This is a genomic window from Synechococcus sp. UW179A (genome assembly GCF_900473965.1).
In the GTDB taxonomy this organism is placed as follows: Bacteria; Cyanobacteriota; Cyanobacteriia; order PCC-6307; family Cyanobiaceae; genus Synechococcus_C.
In genome coordinates, this window is the sequence record NZ_UCNJ01000032.1 from 289,016 (window position 1) to 308,029 (window position 19,014).

The following is a 19,014-nucleotide window of genomic DNA, read 5'->3' on the forward strand; positions in this document are numbered from 1 at the left end:
TCAGCCCATCGGTCGAGATCGCAGTGGGCATCTGCCCATCAACAGGGCCACATGACGCACGGCCATGGTCAGAGTCCATCCCTGACGAAGCTGTTCATGGATCTGTTCGATCTGGGAGGGCGACCAGCCACGCATCTCAAGCCGCGCCTTGATCGAGGGCCATCCACCCTCAAAAAAGATGCTGCGACAACCATCGCTGCCGGGACCATAGCGGGGTCGCTTTGAGACCGACTCCACAAATCGATTGGAAGAAGGCCTTACCCGGCTTTGATCAGTCTGATTCTTGGCCATGGCTGGCCTCGCAGTCGTGTGCCCATGATGACAACAGGCGTTCAAGCGTGCCCAGTGTCACGGAACCATCACCCCAACCTCTGGCCACCCTTCACGTCGATCACAACCACCCCGGCTCTTGAGCAGGTGGTACGGGGCGAAGGGGCCCTGCTCTTTCGAGCTGAAGGACCACCTCTCATTGATGCAATCAGCAGCTGGTGGGTCACGCTTCACGGCCATGCCAACCCGGTTGTTGCGGCCGCAATCGCCGAGCAGGCCGCCACGCTTGAGCAGGTGATCTTTGCGGAATTCACCCATCCACAGGCAGAACGGCTGGCATCTCGCCTAGCCGAGCGCACTGGACTGAATCGCGTCTTCTTCTCAGATAACGGTTCCACCGCCGTGGAAGTAGCCCTCAAAACAGCTGTGCAGTGGTGGCACAACCGCGGTGAACCACGCCAGCAACTCGTCGCATTTGAAGGGGCTTATCACGGAGATACCTTCGGAGCGATGGCTGTCGGAGCACGCAGTCTGTTCAGTGAACCCTTCGATCCGATGCTGTTTCCGGTGAGGCGGGTCCCCTGGCCTCAGACCCACTGGAATGACCAGACGGTGGAAGCCCGTGAGCAGCAGGCTCTTGATGACCTTGAGCGAGCGCTGCAAACACCCACCGCAGCAGTGATTCTCGAACCGCTCATTCAGGGGGCTGGCGGCATGCGCATGGTTCGTCCGCAGTTCCTGCAGGCCGTGGAACAACAGGTCAAGCGCGCCGGCAGCCTGCTGATCGCCGATGAAGTCCTCGCCGGTTTTGGTCGTTGCGGTCGCCTACTGGCCTCCCAGCGCGCGGGGATCCAGCCGGATCTTGTGGCACTGTCCAAAGGACTCACCGCCGGATTCCTACCGATGGGGATCACGATGGCCAGCGAGATGATCTTTCAAGAATTCCTCGGCAGCGATCCGACCAAAACCCTTTGGCATGGTCACAGCTTCACCGCCAACCCACTCGGCTGCGCAGCAGCCAATGCCAGCTTGGATTTGCTCGAAGCGAGCCCTGACTGTCATGAGCAATTCGAACAACGTCATCAGGCCAGGCTGGAACGGCTGGCCTGCCATCCCAGGGTGCAGCGCGTCAGGCTCTGCGGCACCATCGCCGCCTTTGACCTGGTGACCGACAGTGAGCAGGGTTATCTCAATCCTGCGGGTAAACTGCTCCGGGGCCTGGTGAGAGATCAGGGTGTGTTGATCCGTCCGCTCGGGGATGTCGTCTATCTGCTTCCGCCGCTCTGCATCAGCGACGCCCAGCTGGATCAGTGCTACGACGCTTTGCGCCGCGGACTGGATGCTCTCCCCAGCTCATAAGCGCCGTCGCAAGCTCTAGAGATCAGGGACCGAGACGAATTGCAGCTTCCACATCCTCTCGGGTGAGGCCATAGGGGTAGGAACAAGAGCGGGGTGGTCGCTCTGAAGTCCAGGTCACACCGAGATCCTGCTGGTCGAGTCTCAGCAGAGCACTCCAGCAAGGCTGCTCCCAGATCCAGTCGCAGGGGTCCTGATCACTGCGGGTGGCACCCAGGGCCTGCAACCACTGCTCAAGTGCCCGCAGGGAATGCTGATTAAGCGGCGTGTCCGCTGAGGGAAGTGATGCCATCGGAATCACCGGGCTGCGCATCAATCAGCTGAGTCTGCTCCTCCACCAGCCAACTCGGCTGCACTTGAAGTTCAAGTCCTCGGCTCAAGGCCACACCCACCCCAAGCAGCAGACAAAGCAGCAGTGATCCCAGCAACAGCAATAGCGATAGCCACTCTCCACCGGAGAGAGGACGACGCTGGCCGATCGCATGCGGCACCGGCAGAGAAGGAGCCACGGTCTGCTGTGTCGCTTCTCTCTCCCGCAGAGCCGCGTCGTACACGCGACGGCGACGTGGATCGGCGAGCTGCTCATAGGCTTCGCGCAGAAGCCGGAACTGGCGAGCCGCATCCTGTGCCGGCAAACGGGTTGTGTCCGGATGCACAGCCTTGCTCAGGCGACGGAAGGCCTGACGCAAAGAATCTGCATCAGCACTGCGAGAGACACCCAGACGCTCGTAGTAGGTGATGTCTTGAGCCTGAAAGGCCATTGCTTTCAGCAGCACCTTGGGCTTCGACTCCATTCTAGAAAGGTGTAACGGTTAGGCCGCCATGCCGGATACATCGCCGTTTGCCAATCCGGGACCCGAGCTCTGGTCTTTGCTCGGATGGAGCCCTGATGCCGGACAACTGAGGCAGTTGATTCAACTGCAACAGCTGCTTCAAGACTGGAACAGCCGCGTCAATCTCACCCGGCTGGTGCAGGGGGAAGATTTCTGGATCGCTCAGGTTCTCGACAGCCTCTGGCCTCTATTGCCTGAGCTGATGAGCCCAGACACTCCACGGCGCTGCATTGATGTGGGCACAGGCGGAGGCTTCCCTGGGCTAGCTGTGGCCATTGCTCTTCCAGGCGCTGAGCTAACCCTGGTGGATTCAGTGGGACGCAAGACCGCAGCCGTAGCTGCCATGGCGAAGTCGCTGGGCCTTGGCGATCGAGTCTTAGTCCGCACTGAACGGGTGGAACGCACTGGGCACGAACAGAGCTGTCGAGGAACGTTTGATCTTGCGATGGCCCGCGCCGTCGGGGCAGCTCCTGTGGTGGCGGAATACCTCGTACCGTTGTTGCGCAGAAGCGGAGAAGCTCTGCTGTACCGCGGACGCTGGAACGATGCGGATGAGACAGAACTCCAATCAGCACTGCAGCTGCTGAAAGCTCGATCCCTAACGCTGCAACGTATGGAACTTCCTTCCAAGAGAGGAGCACGGACCCTGATCAGGATTGGGCCGGAAGCTGAAACACCCAGGACCTACCCACGGGCAACAGGCATGCCCAGCAAAATGCCGTTGGGAGTTCAAGACGACGACAGCCGCTCCTGAGCAGAACCACCGGCCCGTTCACGCAGGCTGCGCAAAAGGCTGGGAATGCGGTCTCTCCAAGGGCTGTCATTCAGAACCGACAACAGCAGCTCCTCACTCACGCTGGCATCCAGCGCATCGGCATTAGCTCCAGGAAACCAATGACCGGCACGACCCAGTAGGCCGTAGCGCGCCTTGACGAATCCCTCGAGATCCCATGCCTCAAGCAGGTTGTAAAGCCAAAGCAGCATTGGCAGGTTGATTTCCCCTGGGGTGTTCTGCCATTCGGGCAATCCCTGTCTCCAGGTTTTCAGCCATGACGCACCAAGGGCATCACATTCGGCCATGCGAAGACGGGATTCGATCGGCGCCACCAACTCCATGGCCTGATCAAGCAGCGAAACCGCCTCCAAGTGCAGATCAAGATCTTGAGGACAGGCCGCACCGACGCTCAGCGTGTGCACCCGCGGATCACGGAGGCAGAAAAGATCATTGAAAACAATCGGATGCAAGGGGTCCGTGAGCTCCAGCAGGAGTGGACCCGGGGTATGCAGATGACCACCTTTATCGGTGGGACTGATGATGAACACGCCCATGTCCTGAAGACTGGCTGCTGCGATTGCCGGTTCGTTGTCCTGACGGATGAAGTACCAGTGCAGGTTCACGTAATCGAAAACACCCGTTTCGATGGCATCAACAATTAATGCGGTGTCTCCATGAGTGGAAAAGCCCACATGACCAATCCTGCCGTCGGCCTGCCAGCGACGCACCACATCAAGGCAGCCACCCGGTCGGATCGTCTGATCGAGATGGGAATGGAGATTAATGCCGTGAATCGACAGCAGATCGACACGATCCACGTCGAGACGGGTGAAGGACAATTCGAGATCGGCTTCAAAAAGCTTCGGATCTGACTGGGGTGGAACCTTGGTCTGCAGGATTCGCGAGGGATCGGGACAATTCGGCAAAGCCCAGCCCAGCTGTCGTTCTGAACTGCCGTAGTGGCGTGCGGTTTCCAGATGATGAAAGCCTGTCTGCACCGCTCGTTGGAGCGTGCTCTGCAATAACCGCTGGGATTGCTCTGTGATTGCATCGGCCTCAAGATCACTCCAGCTCTGCTGAAAGCGCATTCCACCTAGTGACAGCACTGGCATTGAAATTTCTGTGCGCCCAAAGCGACGGGTTGGCAGACCAGAGCTCCCCATCAGCCGTGATGGGTGTTGCGAGGGAGCTGACGACGCGGTCGAGCCGGCGATGGGACTCCCATGGGCAGCAGTTCCTGAGCATCCAGCTGACGCTTCAGCCCTGGAAGATCATCGAAAGCAACCCAGTGGATACAGTCCACAGGACAGGTCTCGATCGCTTCCTGAATGCAGTCAGAGGAGTCACCATCCTGACGAATGGCCCGGGAGCGGCCGAGATGGGGCTCAATCACAAAGGTATTCGTGGCCACGTGCGCGCAGTAGCGACAACCAATGCAAGCCGCCTCATCAACCCAGACCGCCTTTGACTGGAGCGCGCCGCCCAGGACAGGCTCAAAACCTGTCCGCTCATCCTGATCAAAGGACGCTGCGAGATAGGCGGCAGCTGCAGGATCTATCACTGAATCAACATTGTTATCAGGAGAACTGGTTCAGGCGTCCCAACGGGTCACAACCAGCTCAATAGATCCATCCTGGCAATCACGTTGCTCTGTGACATCAAATCCTTCATGGCGAGTGGCTTCCAGCACTGACCTCAGTGCGTAGCGCTGTGTCAAACGCGAGAGGAAGCGCTCAACCGGAACAGGCTGGCGCCAAAGATCCAGATCAGTGACGAACTCGTAGGCATGATTTGTTTCGTTCCATCGGAAGCCAAAGTCGGCACCGCCGTCAACGGCGACTGCCAGCTCTGCTTCGACGGTCTGTCCCTGATAACCACGCACGGTCTGCTGACTGTCGCCGGGCGTGTAACCCAGATCCTGGAGAGCTCCACGCAGTGGAGCCAACTGACGGAGTTCGGTTTTAACGGTACTGAAATGAGACATCAGGAAGGCTCGACGGACTGGGACTGAGTGACAGGCTGGGTTGAGGTGAAAGCCTCAGAAGTGGGCTGACGCCGTTCGACAGTGCCTAGCGCTGCCTCAAGACGATCTGTGAGTTGCAGGCAAGCATCACCAGTGACTCCTTCAACCCGTTCCTCAACACGGCCGTCGGGACGGATTCGAAATCGCACTGTGCGCTGAGGCATGCACCATCACAGAATTGCTCGCATGTTAAGGGGAAGTAGTAGGAGCCGGAGTTCCCTGTAACGGGATCAGATCAGATCAGCAGACCTTCATCCAGCAGAGTCTGGAGACGATCCACAAGCTCGGGATTATCGAGCTGCTCGAGGGCCGTGCGGGCTTCATCGCGCACCGTGGTTTCACGATCCTGAAGCAGAGCTGCCACGAAGGCCTCGACCAGCTCGTCCTGGCGAGGTTTAACAAGCAGATCATGCAGTCGGCCCAAGGCCCAGATGCAATTGCTTCGCACAACGGGCTCACTGTCAATCCGCAGGCTCAGCAGCAGCTGACCTGCAGCGAGATCAGCCTTCACAGCTGAGGTGCTACCGGCCTCTGCTAGCGACACCGAAGCCCAAAGACGCACCGATGCCACATCCACCTGCAAGGCCCTGATCAATGGATTGAGTACGGGAGCATCCGGGTAATTACCAAGGCTCCAAGCCGTGGCCTTGCGCACATAGGCGTTGCTGTCGAGCTGCAGAAGCCGCAGCAGAGCCTCCACAGCCTGCAGTGAAGGGTTCCGACCCAGTGCGTAAACAGCACTCATACGCACCACCGGACAGGTTTCATCGAGCAGTGGCAGGAGCAGTGGGACGGCACGGGGGTCGCGATGTTCACAGAACACCCTCAACCCTTGAAGTCGCTGATCGTGCCCCTGTTTGAGCCATTCCAGGCCCTCATCACAGGAGCGAACCGCCTCCAGGGCATCACCTTCCGGATCATCCGGAGCAATCTCATCGAGGGGATCACCCATGAGCTCTGCAGCGAGTTCACGCTCCAGCACGTCAGGATCGATAGCCAGCTCAGCCATGAGGTCCTCGTTCTGGATGCTGGATGAATCGCCCATGGATCGATCGTAATCTCAGCTGATCGGAGCAGGCGCCAGCATGTCGCCTGGAAGCCAGATGCGAGCGCTCACAGCAACAAGCGCCAGTGCGAACAGAGCCACGATCAGGATGGGAAGCAGAGTGCTGCGAAAAAAAGCCAAATCACTGAAGGATTTCTGTGCATTGTGACTGCCGCCCGATCAGACCGGAGCAGCAGATCGCCCGGTCCAGCGAAGAAGCATCAGAGAAGCCACTGCTACAACCAAGCCAAACCAACCCAGCAGCTGCTGATGCAAAAGAAATGCCCCTGAACCAAGCAAAGCTCCGAAAAGCAGTCCGGAACTGAACAGGAAGCGGGCAAGCAGGTCTGAAAGGGATTCCGAAGCGGTCGCATCTAAGCCATGACGCCAGCGGCTCCACCCAGGTCCAGGAGGACGAACCTTAAGCACGAATCGTTCCAGAACTGCTGGGGACTCTGGGGGGGTCAGCAGCATCACCGTGATCCAGACCACGGCCGTGAGGGCTGTTGTGACCATCAGTCGTTCTCCGTAGTCAGCGATCTGAACCAGAGGAACCACCGAGGTCACCAGTCCCACGACGAACCCGCAGATCATGGCGGCCAGCTCCGCTGCAGCATTGATCCGCCACCAGAACCAGCGCAGAACGAGAACCACACCAGGTCCGGTGCCGATGGCGATCACAAGCCGGAACACCGTGCCAATGCTGTCGCTAATGAGGGCTGTGACCACGCCAAGCACAAGCAGCATCACACTCATCAGCTGACCCACGAGAAGAAGCTCCCGCTGAGAAGCATTGGGCCGCAGAAAGCGTTGATACAAATCATGCGTGAGGTAGCTGGCTCCCCAGTTCACGGATGTACTGACGGTGCTCATGAAGGCAGCGACCAGGGAGACCACAACCAGTCCGAGCACCACGGGAGGCAGAAACTGAACCGCGAGTGTCGGGTAGCTGAGTTCCCAGTCAGCCTGGTCAGGAAGCAGCACTAGGGCAGCCAGAGCCACAATCACCCAGAGCCAGCTGCGCAGAAGGTAGTTGACCACCAAGAACACCCAGCCGGCGAGCCGCGCCTGCTGTTCATCCTTCGTGGCCAGCATCCGTTGGATGAACTCACCACCACCGTCACTGCGGCGGAAACTCCACCACTGCACCGTGAGGTAAGCGAGAAACGTGGAGACACTGATCCCCGCACCGCCAATCCAGTCAAACCCTTCAGGACCCCAGCGCCAGGGCACGATCGACAACAGTTCAGGGCGACCCAGGGCATCCAGCTGAGCCAGCAGCGATTCCATCCCCCCGGCCGCATGAACAGCAGCCCAGGCCACAGCAGCTGCCCCCAGAAGCGCCAGTAAAAGCTGAATAAAATCGGTGATCACCACAGCCCACAGTCCACCGGCGACGGTGTACGCGAGCACAAGAGCAGCCACAATGATCAGCAGTACAAGAGTGTCCGAAAGTCCACCGACTGCACGTATCGGCTGATCGGAGACGATGCCAAGCGCCTCGACCACCTTGCGCATGGCGAGGAAGGCATAGCCGATGCCGATGCAGTTAACCGGCAGCGCCAGAAGAAAGGCCTTGATCCCTCGCAGCCAGGCAGCTGCAGGGCCGCCGTATCGCAACTCGGTGAAAGCAGCATCCGTGAGCACGCCGCTGCGCCGCCATAAGGGTGCGAACACCACGGCCATCGCAACGTGCGCAAGCCCAAACCCCCACCACTCCCAGTTCGCCGCGAGGCCTCGCGTGCCCACGATCCCCGCAACATAAAGAGGGGTATCGATCGAAAACGTGGTGGCCGCCATCGATGCACCGGCGAGCCAGCCGCTGAGACGGCGGCCTGCCACGAAGTAATCATCCTCGCCCCGATTGCGTCGCGCCAGCCAGAGACCAAGGGCCAGCGTGGCCGCCAGATACACGATCAGAATGGTCCAGTCGATCGGAGCCATGGAGCCGCGCAGATCGTCGCAGTCTCCCCTACTTCTGCCTTGATCGTCTCAGCTGACCGCAGGCCGCATCCAGATCCAGGCCTCTACTGGAACGCAAGCTCACGGCCACACCACGCCGTTCAAGCACGCGGCGGAATCCTTCGATGCGTTCACGGGAGGGACGCTCAAACTCTTCTTCCTCGATCGGGTTGTAAGCAATCAGGTTGACGTGACTCTGAAAGCCCCCAACTCGGTCTGCGAGTTCCTCGGCATGCTCCGGCCGGTCATTGAGTTCTCCAAGCAAGATGTATTCGAAGCTCACCCGTCTGCCGGTCACCTCCAGGTAGTGGCGGCAGTCATCGAGCAGAACTTCATAGGGGTAGTACTTGGCGGTGGGAATGAGATCTTCCCGCAGCTGCTGATTGGGTGCGTGCAAACTGACCGCAAGGGTGAACTGAGCTCTGCCAAGGGTTTCAATGGCCAACTCAGCAAGCTGAGGCAATGTTTTCGGCACACCAACTGTGCTCACGGTGATCCGGCGTTGGCCGATGCCCAAATCATCACTAAGGCAACGGATCGCTTCCAGGACCGCTCGACTATTGAGCAGAGGTTCGCCCATTCCCATAAACACAATGTGAGAGGGACGGCGATCCATCACCTCCCGCACACTCAGCACCTGATCGACAATCTCGTGGGTTCTCAGTGAACGCTGCAACCCGTCTTTTCCTGTCGCACAGAAACGGCAGGCCATCGGACAGCCCACCTGACTGGACACACAGACGGTCAGACGTTGATCCGTGGGAATGCCCACTGTTTCGATGGTTTCTCCGTCATCGGTGGCCAGGAGCAGCTTGGTGGTGGCATCGGAGGCCACTGAGCGATGTAGCTCTTTCAAGCGGCCAATGCTGACCCCCTGATCGGTGAGTGTGGCTCGCCAGGCCTTGGGCAAAACGGTGATGTCATCCAGGGAACGAGCACCCTTGGAATAAAGCCAATCATGGAGCTGACGCCCTCGGAAAGCTTTCTGCCCCTGGGACACCACCCAGTCTTGGAGCTCGGCCGCGCTGCGACCGAGCAGAGCTTTGCTCACCAGATCAGAAGACCGTGCCCAAGCTTGATTTCCACGGCAAGCAAAGCGATGAATCCGAGCATGGCCATGCGTCCGTTCAGACGCTCGGTGTGAGTGTGGAACCCATACCGGGGCAGACGACGAACGGGAATCGTGGTGGGTTCAAGCATGGGCACAGCCGGCTTCAGCGCACAGTTTGTAAGGGACAGGGTGATGGGCGCGGCGGGAAGCGAAGATTTCACTCATCGCTGAGAAGTCCCTCCTCCTGCAATCCTTCCACGGCCTCGGCATCGACCACCTGCTCTTCCTTCAGCTCATTTTCAGCATCAGGACGGGCGAAGGCGGCGAAGTTAGCGCCACCCTCAATGCCATGGCGGCTGCGAGTGGCCTCCAGATCTGCATCACTGGGGTCATCCAGAACCGCAGTGGCATCCTTCACTGGAGCGGCTGGCATATCGACGGTGTAATCAGGACGAAGGTTCTGCATGCGGCGGTAACCGACAGGATCCTCGGCAAGGATGTCGGGATGGGGGCCGGCTTCCGCACGCAGTTCCTCTTCGAAACCACTGAAACCGGTTCCTGCAGGGATCAGGCGCCCGATGATCACGTTTTCCTTGAGACCGCGGAGCCAGTCGCTCTTACCCTCGATGGCCGCTTCGGTCAGAACCCGCGTCGTCTCCTGGAACGAGGCGGCGGAGATGAAGCTGTCGGTGTTGAGGGAGGCTTTGGTGATCCCTAGTAGAACCGGAGTGAATTCGGCGGGAGCGCCTCCAGTAATCGACATCGCCTGATTGGTGTCCTCCACCTGACGAAGCTCAATTAATTCGCCGGGCAGCAGGGTGGTGTCGCCAGCATCCTCAACTCGCACTTTGCTGGTCATCTGACGCACGATCACCTCGATGTGTTTGTCGTCGATCGACACGCCCTGGGATTTGTAGACGTTCTGAACCTCAGTCACCAAGCGATGCTGAAGGTTGGCGATCGCCTCCTGAGCCGCGTCCATTAGAGGCTTGCGACTGCGCAGATCCTCGAAGAAACACTCCAAGAGCTCATGGGGGTTGATCGGACCGTCCGTCAGCAGCTCACCGGCCGTGACCTGCTGGCCATCGTTGACCATCACATTGCGGCCCAGCAGGATCGGATACTCGCCAATGGCATCATCAGTCTCGATGACTGTCACAACAGTGGTTTCATCGTCTTCACCCTGCTTGATCTCGACCGTTCCGGGCTTTTTGCAGAGAATGGCTGATTCCCGGGGTCGCCGAGCTTCCAGGAGCTCCTCGATTCTGGGCAGACCCTGAACGATGTCACCGGTCTTCTGACGTTCAAACACCAGCAGTGCAAGCCCGTCGCCTCGCTGGACCAGATCCCCGTCGCGCACATGCAGAAGGGAGTCCGGCGAAATCATGTAAGGACGCCCAAGACGAAGTGTGACGGCCTTGGCGTCCACCCGTTCCACCTCGCCACAGCAATCTGCCGGCTGGCTTTCAGCGAGAAGATCACCGTCAACAATGCGCTGCCCGACAGTCACGACAGGCTTGGAGGGGGTATCGATGGTCACGGTGTCTTCCGCACGCTCCACAATCAAGCGACGCACCGGCTCACTGTCAGTGGCTTCAGGCATCTGAGCCACACCCTCCTGCTTGCAGAGAATCTGAGTGGTGGCCACCACGTCACCGGCCTTGATCGACTGACCATCCTCAATCTGGAGTTCGGTGTGGGTGGAACCGTGACTGGAGTCGGAAATCGTGTCACGGCGGACCAGGATGCTCTCCAGAATCACCAGTTGAAGTCGTTCGATCGTCTTGGCGCGCCGGTCAGGCACGCGTTCCACATCCACAGTCATCTGTGGGGTCGTGTCGAATGTCTCAAGCATCAGCTGTGTGCGCAGCAGTTCGACACCCTCAACAGACTTGACCAACTCGTTGTCCTTGAACGACAGGCGCTGGGTGGCCTTCAGGCCAAGGTGAGGACCATTTGGTTGCTTGACGTGTCCGAGATCAGGGAGCTGTGCCTCATTCGGAATGGTGTATTCCTCAACCGGGCGAAGCAGCAGACCTGAGCCTTCAGGTGTTTCAACGGTTTGAACAAACACCATGGAGTCGGTACTGATGCCCTTGGCGATCGGTTCACCCGGATTGACCATGACACCGTCGCCAGTGAAACGCTCGAGAGCTTTTTTCTCAGTGCAGAGATGGAAGCTGCCGCTACGCACGATGATCTCGCGCAGGATGTCGTTCTTCTGAGTAACGGTGACGATGCCAGCCGTCTGGCTGAAGATGTCCTTGACCACTTCAGTACCGGCTTCGATCCACTGACCGTCAGTGATCATCAACAGGGAGATGTCCTTGTTGATCTCATGGGTTTCCTGAGGAATCCAGAGCAAGGTTCCACCTTTATTGACCTCGTAACCGTTCTTGGCGGATCGGGCCTTCTTGATGGCCAGGCCGGGAGCGAAACGAACCAGTCCACCGGTCTGGGTGCGGAAGCGGTCGTCGTTGAGTTCAGCGACAACCTCGCCACTGCCGATCTTGCTGCCTGGGATCGTATTGAGGCGGTAACGGGTGCCGTCCTTGGCCTCCAGATTCCAGATCTCACCAGCATGGGTGGATTCACCCTGCAGTTTGAAGTCGCGCAGCGTCATCGAAGTGGTGACAATCTGCACCTCACGTGAATCACCAAGGGCTTCACGCAGGCGGACGGCGCCGCCGTACTCACTGGCTTGGCTGGCTTCCGCGAGCACCTGGGCTTCAGTGACCTGAGCACCAGCTGTGACCACAGGCTGGGCATTAGGGGGAAGGTTGTAGACATCCCCAGCAAGCACCCACATCCTTCCGAGACGTTGGGCCTTATGGGTGATGTTGCCCTGGCGGTCAGTCACTTCCCTGGGCTGAATGGTGGGGTCATAGCTGACCTGTCCAGCCAGGTCACAGATCACGTCCTTGGTGGCCTTCTCAACACTCTTCTTGACGGCGCCGGCGGCGATCTGAGCGACGGTCACATCCGCGGCGATCTCCTGACCGTTGTCCACAAACAACAGCGAACCGCTGGTGATCTCAATCTTCTGGGCCTTGCCCTTGCCGGAAGGATTGATAGTGAGCTTGAAATCAGCCTCGGCTTGCTGGGCATCAACTCCATGGGGTGTGCGGTAAGGGCGCACGCGTGCTTTGGCGCCGAACTCAACGCTGCCCTCCACCTTGGAGCGGACCACGCCGGATTCCGCTGTTGACACACCACCGGTGTGGAACGTTCTCATGGTGAGCTGTGTTCCTGGCTCACCAATCGACTGGGCAGCGATGATGCCGACGGCCTCGCCGAGGTCCACCAGTTCGTTGTGGGCCAGAGCCCAGCCATAGCACTTGCGGCAGACCGAGCGGTTGGCCTCACAGGTCAGCGGTGAGCGCACGCTCACCGCCTCAACCCCGGCCTTCTGGATGCGCTGGGAGAGGGGGGGGTCGATTTCAGTGTTGCGCTCGGCTAGCACCTCTCCCTCTGCAGACACCACCTGATCAGCGGTTAGACGACCCACCAGACGATTGCCGAACTTGCCGTTCTCAGCCTTTACAACGATCAGACGTGTGGTTCCGCAGTCGTCCTCGCGCACGATCACGTCCTGAGCGACATCCACAAGACGTCGTGTGAGGTAACCGGAGTCAGCCGTACGCAGTGCCGTGTCCACCAGACCCTTGCGGGCGCCGTAGGAAGAGATGACGTATTCGGTGACGGTCAGGCCTTCACGAAAGTTGGTGCGGATCGGGAGGTCAATGATCTCCCCCTGAGGGTTAGCCATCAGGCCGCGCATGCCGACCAGCTGGCGCACCTGGGACATATTTCCCCGGGCTCCGGAGTTGGCCATCATCCACACAGAATTAAGTGGATCGTTCTGGTTGAAGTTCTTCTTGACCGCATCCACCAAGCGTTCATTGGTCTCGGTCCAGGTGTCAATGACCTTGGTGTGACGCTCAACCTCCGTAATCACACCGAGGCGATAAGACTCCTCAGTAGCCGTGATCAACTCTTCCGCCTCTCCGAGAAGGTCCTGCTTCGCCTCAGGGACCTTCAGATCATCCACCGAAATGGACACTGCAGCCTGGGTGGCGTACTTAAAGCCAAGATCCTTGAGCTGATCAGCCATGGCGGACGTGGCCGCCGTGCCGTGGTGTTTGTAGGCCCAGGCAACCAGCTGTTTCAAACCCTTTTTATCCACCACACGGTTGCGAAAAGGTGGGGGGGTCTTGGCTAAAGCGCGGGCTGCCAAGGCTGCGGCTGCGGCAGCCTTGGCAGCCTTAGCGGCCTTAGAAGACTTGGAAGACTTGGAAGACTTACGGGATTTGGAAGGAGTGGAGGTCATGACAGCGCTGAGAAATCGTGTTTATGGAGTGGATCGGTCTTAATCGTTCAGGTGGCTGCCACTGCATCAATGATGGTGTGATTCATCACCACACGGCCCACAGTCGTGAGGATGTAGCGGCTGATCAGGGCGCCCTCCTCATCAAAACGGTCGCGACGGTAGGTCCATTGCTCGAGCCGTGTGCCATCGGACAGAGTTTCACTCTTCAGGGGCTCGTCGCGTTCGTCGTCGTCCTCGACCTCACCGTTGAAGCGAACCCAGACCCAATCGTGTAGTCCGAGGTGTTTGTCCTCGAAGGCATGAATCACGTCCTCCAGATCAGAGAAAGTGCGGCTGCGATCCCCAAATTCAATTGGGCTCATTTGCGGCTGAAGCGCCGTCAGGTAGTAGGCACCCAACACCATGTCTTGCGACGGCGTGATGATCGGTTCGCCGGTGGCCGGGGAGAGAATGTTGTTGCTGGCCAGCATCAGCATGCGTGCCTCGGTCTGGGCTTCGATCGCCAGAGGCACATGAACGGCCATCTGGTCACCGTCGAAGTCGGCGTTGAACGCAGGACAGACGAGGGGATGGAGCTGAATGGCCCGGCCATCAACCAGTTTCGGCTCAAAAGCCTGAATGCCGAGTCGGTGCAGAGTCGGTGCACGATTGAGCATGATCGGATGCCCCTCGATCACCTCCTGAAGGACCTGCATCACCTCATCATCAGCTCGCTGGATGAGCTTCTTGGCAGCCTTGATGTTGTTAACGATGTTCTGACGGATCAGGCGATGAATCACGAACGGCTGGAATAGCTCGATCGCCATCTCCTTGGGCAGACCGCACTGATGCATCTTCAATTTCGGACCCACCACGATCACGGAACGACCGGAGTAGTCGACACGCTTGCCCAGCAGGTTCTGACGGAAGCGACCTTGCTTGCCCTCAATGATGTCGCTGAGTGACTTGAGGGGACGGTTGTTGGCACCGACAACGGTGCGACCGCGGCGACCGTTGTCAATCAGAGCATCCACGGCCTCCTGCAGCATCCGCTTTTCATTGCGGACAATGATCTCCGGGGCAAGAATCTCCTGGAGACGTGCAAGCCGGTTGTTGCGGTTGATGACCCTTCGATAGAGGTCATTGAGGTCAGAGGTGGCAAAACGACCGCCATCCAGCTGCACCATCGGGCGCAGGTCTGGAGGAATCACCGGAATCACATCGAGCACCATCCACTCCGGACGGGCATTGGTGGCGATGAAGTTGTCGATGACGCGCAAGCGCTTGATCAGCTTGGCTCGCTTCTGACCCTTGCTGCTGGCAATCTCCTCACGCAACTGTTCAGCCACCTCGTTGAGCGTGAGATCCTCAAGCAGCTGCTTGAGGGCTTCAGCCCCGATGCCGACCACCGGCTCGTTCTCAATCTCGGAATCTTCGGCATAGATCTCATCCTCGATCTCCAGCCACTCGTCTTCGGTGAGCAGCTGTTTGTATTTGAGATCCTTGTGGTCACCTGGATCGAGCACCACGTAACAGTTGAAGTAGACGATCTGCTCGACATCGCGCAGAGGCATATCCAGAAGGATTGCCACGTAGCTGGGAGTGCCCTTCAGGTACCAGACATGAGAGACAGGAGCAGCAAGCTTGATGAAGCCCATGCGGTGCCTGCGCACCCGACTTTCAGTGACCTCAACGCCGCAGCGCTCACAGACGATGCCGCGGTGTCGCACCCGCTTGTATTTGCCGCAGTGGCATTCCCAGTCCTTGGACGGGCCAAAGATCTTTTCGCAGAACAGCCCGTCCATCTCGGGCTTGAGGGTTCGGTAGTTAATGGTCTCCGGCTTGGTGACCTCGCCAACCACCTGACCATTGGGCAGGGTGCGCTGACCCCACTCCATCACCCGATCGGGTGATGCGAGTGTGATCTTGACGTAATCGAAGTGGTTCTCGGTCCGAAGGTTGCTATTGGTCATTGACGGTTAAGGAAGAGGGAGCGGTTTGTCGGTTCGTTCGTTGATCCGTCAGTCCTCGTCGTAATCAGCGACGCCCAGTGATTCATAAGTAGGTCTGCTGGGGGTGCTGCGACGCGGGTTAACGTCCTGCATCAGGTCCACTTCCTTGCCTTCATCCGTGAAAACGGCAATGTCCAGGCCTAGCGACTGAAGTTCGCGCATGAGTACCTTGAAGGATTCCGGAGTTCCCGGGCGCGGGATCGGCTTGCCTTTAACGATGGCGTTGAGAGCCTCATTGCGTCCTTGCATATCGTCGGACTTGACGGTGAGCAGCTCCTGGAGGGTGTAGGCAGCGCCGTAGGCCTCAAGAGCCCACACCTCCATTTCTCCAAGACGCTGACCACCCTGCTGGGCCTTGCCCCCCAGAGGTTGCTGAGTCACAAGTGAGTAGGGACCGGTTGAGCGGGCATGGATCTTGTCATCCACCAGGTGAACCAGCTTGAGGAAGTGGGAGTAACCCACGGCCACAGGTTGATCAAATGGCTCACCGGTACGTCCATCGATCAGCTGAAGCTTGCCGGGGTCATCCGGGTTGTAAATCCACTCCTTACCAGGCTGTTTGGCTGCGGTGGTCAGGAAGGCCTCCACAGTTTGTTGAGACTTCTCAGCGCCATACATCTCGTCGAAGGGCACAACCTTCACACGGCAGTCGAGGTTGGAAGCGGCCCAACCCATGAGCAGCTCAAACACCTGTCCGACATTCATGCGGCTCGGAACGCCCAGAGGATTCAGCACGATGTCTACAGGAGTGCCATCGGGGAGGTATGGCATGTCCTCACGGGGGAGGATGCGGCTAATGATTCCCTTATTGCCGTGGCGGCCGGCCATCTTGTCGCCAACCTGGATCTTGCGGCGTTGGGCTACGTACACACGCACCACCATGTTTGCACCAGGAGGCAGCTCATCACCCTGTTCCCGGGTGTAGATGCGCACATCCACGACACGCCCACGTTCGGTGCTCGGCACCCTTAGTGAGTTGTCGCGAACATCACGGGCTTTTTCACCGAAGATCGCACGAAGCAGTTTCTCCTCAGGAGGCTGATCGGATTCACCCTTCGGTGTGACCTTGCCGACAAGAATGTCGCCACTTTCAACGAATGCACCGATGCGGATGATGCCCATCTCATCAAGGTTGCCGAGGCTTTCCTCTGCAACGTTGGGAATCTCCCGGGTGATCTCTTCTGGACCCAGCTTGGTCTGACGGGCCTCGATTTCATACTTCTCGATATGCACCGAGGTGTAGAGGTCGTCATTGACAAGACGCTCACTGACAAGGATGGCGTCCTCGTAGTTGTACCCCTCCCAAGGCATGTAAGCGATCAGCACGTTCTGACCGAGAGCGATCTCACCGCCTTCACAGGCAGATCCATCGGCAAGCACCTGGCCCACGATCACCGGGTCTCCCTGGCGAACAATCGGACGCTGGTTCAGACAGGTGTCCTGATTGGAACGTTGATATTTTTGAAGGAAGTGGGTGTGTTCGAGACCTTCCTCGTCCTGAACCACAATCGCAGTTGCATCGACGAAGGTCACGGTGCCGTTCACACGGGAGATAGGGACCATGCCCGAGTCGCGAGCGACCTGGGTTTCCAGACCTGTTCCCACAAGGGGTCGCTCCGGACGCAACAGCGGAACGGCCTGACGCTGCATGTTGGAGCCCATCAGAGCGCGGTTGGCGTCGTCGTGCTCCAGGAAGGGGATCAGTGAGGTGGCAACGGAGATCACCTGCACAGGTGAGAGCTGAACGTAGTCGACCTGCTCGGGAGGAACCTTTTCGAAATCCTGCCGGTATCGGACAGGAATCAGATCCGCGAGGATCGTTCCATCGCTGTCGGTCGCCACATCTCCAGGAGCAACACGGCATTCGTCCTCGAGGTCTGCTGACAGATAAATCGGATCACCCTGCTTGAGCACCCGACCGTTCTCGACTTTCCAGAACGGGGTTTCAATGAAGCCGTATTCGTTCACCCTGGCGTGGGTGGCGAGTGAATTGATCAGGCCAGCATTGGGACCCTCGGGCGTTTCAATTGGGCAAAGACGGCCGTAGTGGGAAGGATGAATATCACGAACAGCGAAGCCAGCACGCTCACGTGTCAGACCACCTGGGCCTAACGCTGAAATGCGACGCTTGTGCGTAAGTTCAGCCAATGGATTCGTCTGATCCATGAACTGACTGAGCTGACTGGAGCCGAAGAACTCCTTAATGGCAGCGACAAGCGGCTTGGGATTGACCAGCTGGGCAGGAGTGAGAGAGTCGGTCTCACCGACGGTCATGCGTTCCTTAATGATTCGCTCAAGGCGGTTGAGACCCACACGTACCTGGTTCTGAAGCAGCTCACCCACCGAACGGACCCGGCGATTACCCAGATGATCAATGTCATCAAGGCTGGCACCACCGACATCAAGCTCAAGATTGATCAGATAATCAAGGGTTGAAAGCACATCCTCATGGGTGAGGGTGCGCACGGAGTCAGGAATGGTGAGACGCAGTTTCTTGTTGATCTTGTAACGGCCCACCCGACCAAGGTCGTAGCGCTTGGGATCAAAGAAACGGGTCTGAAGCAGCTGTTGACCACCACTGACTGATGGCGGCTCACCAGGACGCAACTTCTTGTAAAGCTCAAGCAAAGCCTGATCCTCGGAGCTGATGCCCTCGTCGTTGGCGGCTTCAATCGACTTCTTGTAGTACTCAGGATGCCGGAGCTTGTCGATCACATCGTTGTCCGACAGGCCCATGGCGCGCATCAGCACGTGGGCGTTGATCTTGCGAGTCTTGTCAACCCGGACATGCAGCAGATCGTTCTTGTCGGTCTCGAACTTCAGCCAAGCGCCGCGGTTGGGAATGACGCTGGCGTTGTACGTACGACGGCCGTTTTTGTCCATTTCATCTTTGAAATAGACACCAGGGCTGCGCACGATCTGATTGACGATCACGCGCTCTGCGCCGTTGATGATGAACGTCCCCCGCTCCGTCATCAAGGGCAGCTCGCCGATGAACACCTCCTGTTCCTTGATCTCACCGGTCTCCTTGTTGACCAGCCGGCAGGTCACATACATCTGTGAGGCAAACGTCGCATCACGACGCTTGGCCTCTTCCACATCATGGCGAGGACGCTTCAGGCGGTACTCACTACCGACGAAATGGAGTTCGAGCTTGCCGGTGTAATCGGTAATCGGCGAGAAGCTTTCGAGCTCCTCGATCAGACCTCTCTCAAGAAACCACTTGAAACTGGCACGCTGAACCTCCACCAGATCGGGCAGATAGGTGGCGGTCTTGGCGACCTGAATCGCGCTGCTGCTCATGCGGAGACCTGCAGGTATCGAAGGGGACAGTGGGGCCTGAAGGAGGCAGCCGTCTTAACCATGGAGAGGGCCTTC

The 19,014-nt window shown here is 58.5% G+C and carries 17 protein-coding genes; 2 read left to right on the forward strand and 15 right to left on the reverse strand.

The window, feature by feature from the left end; genetic code table 11:
• Complete coding sequence (locus tag DXY31_RS15960) at positions 1-291, reverse strand: hypothetical protein (RefSeq protein WP_114994672.1); 291 nt, start codon at positions 289-291, stop codon at positions 1-3.
• Between the two features lie 54 nt (positions 292-345).
• Between DXY31_RS15960 and bioA the strand changes: the two genes are divergently transcribed.
• The gene (gene bioA / locus DXY31_RS15965; RefSeq protein WP_244279876.1) at positions 346-1,629 is read left to right on the forward strand and encodes an adenosylmethionine--8-amino-7-oxononanoate transaminase; all 1,284 of its coding nucleotides are present in this window, start codon (positions 346-348) and stop codon (positions 1,627-1,629) included.
• A 22-nt stretch (positions 1,630-1,651) separates the two neighbouring features.
• On the opposite strand, the gene DXY31_RS15970 is transcribed toward bioA, so the two are convergent.
• Both DXY31_RS15970 and DXY31_RS15975 read right to left on the reverse strand, forming a co-directional pair.
• Positions 1,652-1,918 carry a DUF3143 domain-containing protein gene (locus DXY31_RS15970; RefSeq protein ID WP_244279877.1) on the reverse strand — a complete coding sequence of 89 codons (267 nt, stop codon included), beginning with the start codon at positions 1,916-1,918 and terminating at the stop codon, positions 1,652-1,654.
• Complete coding sequence (locus DXY31_RS15975) at positions 1,884-2,420, reverse strand: J domain-containing protein (protein ID WP_244279878.1); 537 nt, start codon at positions 2,418-2,420, stop codon at positions 1,884-1,886. The genes DXY31_RS15970 and DXY31_RS15975 overlap by 35 nt, the downstream gene beginning before the upstream one ends.
• Before the next feature lie 28 nt (positions 2,421-2,448).
• On the opposite strand from DXY31_RS15975, the gene rsmG reads away from it, so the two are divergent.
• On the forward strand, positions 2,449-3,213 hold the full coding sequence (rsmG, locus tag DXY31_RS15980) for a 16S rRNA (guanine(527)-N(7))-methyltransferase RsmG (RefSeq protein WP_114994674.1): 765 nt from the start codon (positions 2,449-2,451) through the stop codon (positions 3,211-3,213).
• Here rsmG and DXY31_RS15985 read toward each other — a convergent pair.
• From DXY31_RS15985 to rpoB, 12 genes are all read right to left on the reverse strand, one after another.
• Positions 3,189-4,397: an aldo/keto reductase gene (locus DXY31_RS15985; protein ID WP_244279879.1), complete on the reverse strand. Its 1,209-nt coding sequence runs from the start codon at positions 4,395-4,397 to the stop codon at positions 3,189-3,191. The two genes, rsmG and DXY31_RS15985, sit on opposite strands and share 25 nt — an antisense overlap.
• Positions 4,397-4,795 (reverse strand): ferredoxin, encoded by a 399-nt coding sequence (locus DXY31_RS15990; RefSeq protein ID WP_114994675.1) that lies wholly within the window; start codon positions 4,793-4,795, stop codon positions 4,397-4,399. The genes DXY31_RS15985 and DXY31_RS15990 overlap by 1 nt, the downstream gene beginning before the upstream one ends.
• Before the next feature lie 30 nt (positions 4,796-4,825).
• Positions 4,826-5,218 (reverse strand): DUF1257 domain-containing protein, encoded by a 393-nt coding sequence (locus DXY31_RS15995; protein WP_114994676.1) that lies wholly within the window; start codon positions 5,216-5,218, stop codon positions 4,826-4,828.
• Complete coding sequence (locus DXY31_RS16000) at positions 5,218-5,421, reverse strand: DUF2997 domain-containing protein (RefSeq protein ID WP_114994677.1); 204 nt, start codon at positions 5,419-5,421, stop codon at positions 5,218-5,220. Before DXY31_RS16000 ends, DXY31_RS15995 begins: the two co-directional genes overlap by 1 nt.
• 71 nt (positions 5,422-5,492) lie before the next feature.
• Positions 5,493-6,302 (reverse strand): HEAT repeat domain-containing protein, encoded by an 810-nt coding sequence (locus DXY31_RS16005; RefSeq protein ID WP_114994678.1) that lies wholly within the window; start codon positions 6,300-6,302, stop codon positions 5,493-5,495.
• Between the two features lie 15 nt (positions 6,303-6,317).
• Positions 6,318-6,443 (reverse strand): hypothetical protein, encoded by a 126-nt coding sequence (locus DXY31_RS17760; RefSeq protein ID WP_255355652.1) that lies wholly within the window; start codon positions 6,441-6,443, stop codon positions 6,318-6,320.
• A gap of 39 nt (positions 6,444-6,482) precedes the next feature.
• On the reverse strand, positions 6,483-8,246 hold the full coding sequence (locus DXY31_RS16010) for a sodium:solute symporter family protein (RefSeq protein WP_114994679.1): 1,764 nt from the start codon (positions 8,244-8,246) through the stop codon (positions 6,483-6,485).
• A gap of 28 nt (positions 8,247-8,274) precedes the next feature.
• Positions 8,275-9,315 (reverse strand): 23S rRNA (adenine(2503)-C(2))-methyltransferase RlmN, encoded by a 1,041-nt coding sequence (gene rlmN, locus DXY31_RS16015; protein WP_114994680.1) that lies wholly within the window; start codon positions 9,313-9,315, stop codon positions 8,275-8,277.
• A complete protein-coding gene (locus tag DXY31_RS16020) occupies positions 9,312-9,464 on the reverse strand; it encodes a high light inducible protein (RefSeq protein WP_066911119.1) in 153 nt (50 codons plus the stop codon). The genes rlmN and DXY31_RS16020 overlap by 4 nt, the downstream gene beginning before the upstream one ends.
• Before the next feature lie 68 nt (positions 9,465-9,532).
• Entirely contained in the window at positions 9,533-13,645 is a 4,113-nt protein-coding gene (locus DXY31_RS16025; RefSeq protein ID WP_114994681.1) for a DNA-directed RNA polymerase subunit beta', read from the reverse strand.
• Between the two features lie 47 nt (positions 13,646-13,692).
• Positions 13,693-15,597, reverse strand: coding sequence for a DNA-directed RNA polymerase subunit gamma (locus DXY31_RS16030; protein ID WP_114994682.1), 1,905 nt, complete (start codon positions 15,595-15,597; stop codon positions 13,693-13,695).
• A gap of 48 nt (positions 15,598-15,645) precedes the next feature.
• Complete coding sequence (gene rpoB / locus DXY31_RS16035; protein WP_114994683.1) at positions 15,646-18,939, reverse strand: DNA-directed RNA polymerase subunit beta; 3,294 nt, start codon at positions 18,937-18,939, stop codon at positions 15,646-15,648.
• Between the last annotated feature and the right edge of the window lie 75 nt (positions 18,940-19,014).

Bases quoted from the DNA above. Each gene is read 5' to 3' on its own strand.
- DXY31_RS15960 (WP_114994672.1), bottom strand. From the start codon at position 291: ATGGCCAAGAATCAGACTGATCAAAGCCGGGTAAGGCCTTCTTCCAAT.
- DXY31_RS15970 (WP_244279877.1), bottom strand. From the start codon at position 1,918: ATGGCATCACTTCCCTCAGCGGACACGCCGCTTAATCAGCATTCCCTG.
- DXY31_RS15975 (WP_244279878.1), bottom strand. From the start codon at position 2,420: ATGGAGTCGAAGCCCAAGGTGCTGCTGAAAGCAATGGCCTTTCAGGCT.
- rsmG (WP_114994674.1), top strand. From the start codon at position 2,449: ATGCCGGATACATCGCCGTTTGCCAATCCGGGACCCGAGCTCTGGTCT.
- DXY31_RS15985 (WP_244279879.1), bottom strand. From the start codon at position 4,397: ATGGGGAGCTCTGGTCTGCCAACCCGTCGCTTTGGGCGCACAGAAATT.
- DXY31_RS15995 (WP_114994676.1), bottom strand. From the start codon at position 5,218: ATGTCTCATTTCAGTACCGTTAAAACCGAACTCCGTCAGTTGGCTCCA.
- DXY31_RS16000 (WP_114994677.1), bottom strand. From the start codon at position 5,421: ATGCCTCAGCGCACAGTGCGATTTCGAATCCGTCCCGACGGCCGTGTT.
- DXY31_RS16005 (WP_114994678.1), bottom strand. From the start codon at position 6,302: ATGGGCGATTCATCCAGCATCCAGAACGAGGACCTCATGGCTGAGCTG.
- DXY31_RS16010 (WP_114994679.1), bottom strand. From the start codon at position 8,246: ATGGCTCCGATCGACTGGACCATTCTGATCGTGTATCTGGCGGCCACG.
- DXY31_RS16020 (WP_066911119.1), bottom strand. From the start codon at position 9,464: ATGCTTGAACCCACCACGATTCCCGTTCGTCGTCTGCCCCGGTATGGG.
- DXY31_RS16025 (WP_114994681.1), bottom strand. From the start codon at position 13,645: ATGACCTCCACTCCTTCCAAATCCCGTAAGTCTTCCAAGTCTTCCAAG.
- DXY31_RS16030 (WP_114994682.1), bottom strand. From the start codon at position 15,597: ATGACCAATAGCAACCTTCGGACCGAGAACCACTTCGATTACGTCAAG.
- rpoB (WP_114994683.1), bottom strand. From the start codon at position 18,939: ATGAGCAGCAGCGCGATTCAGGTCGCCAAGACCGCCACCTATCTGCCC.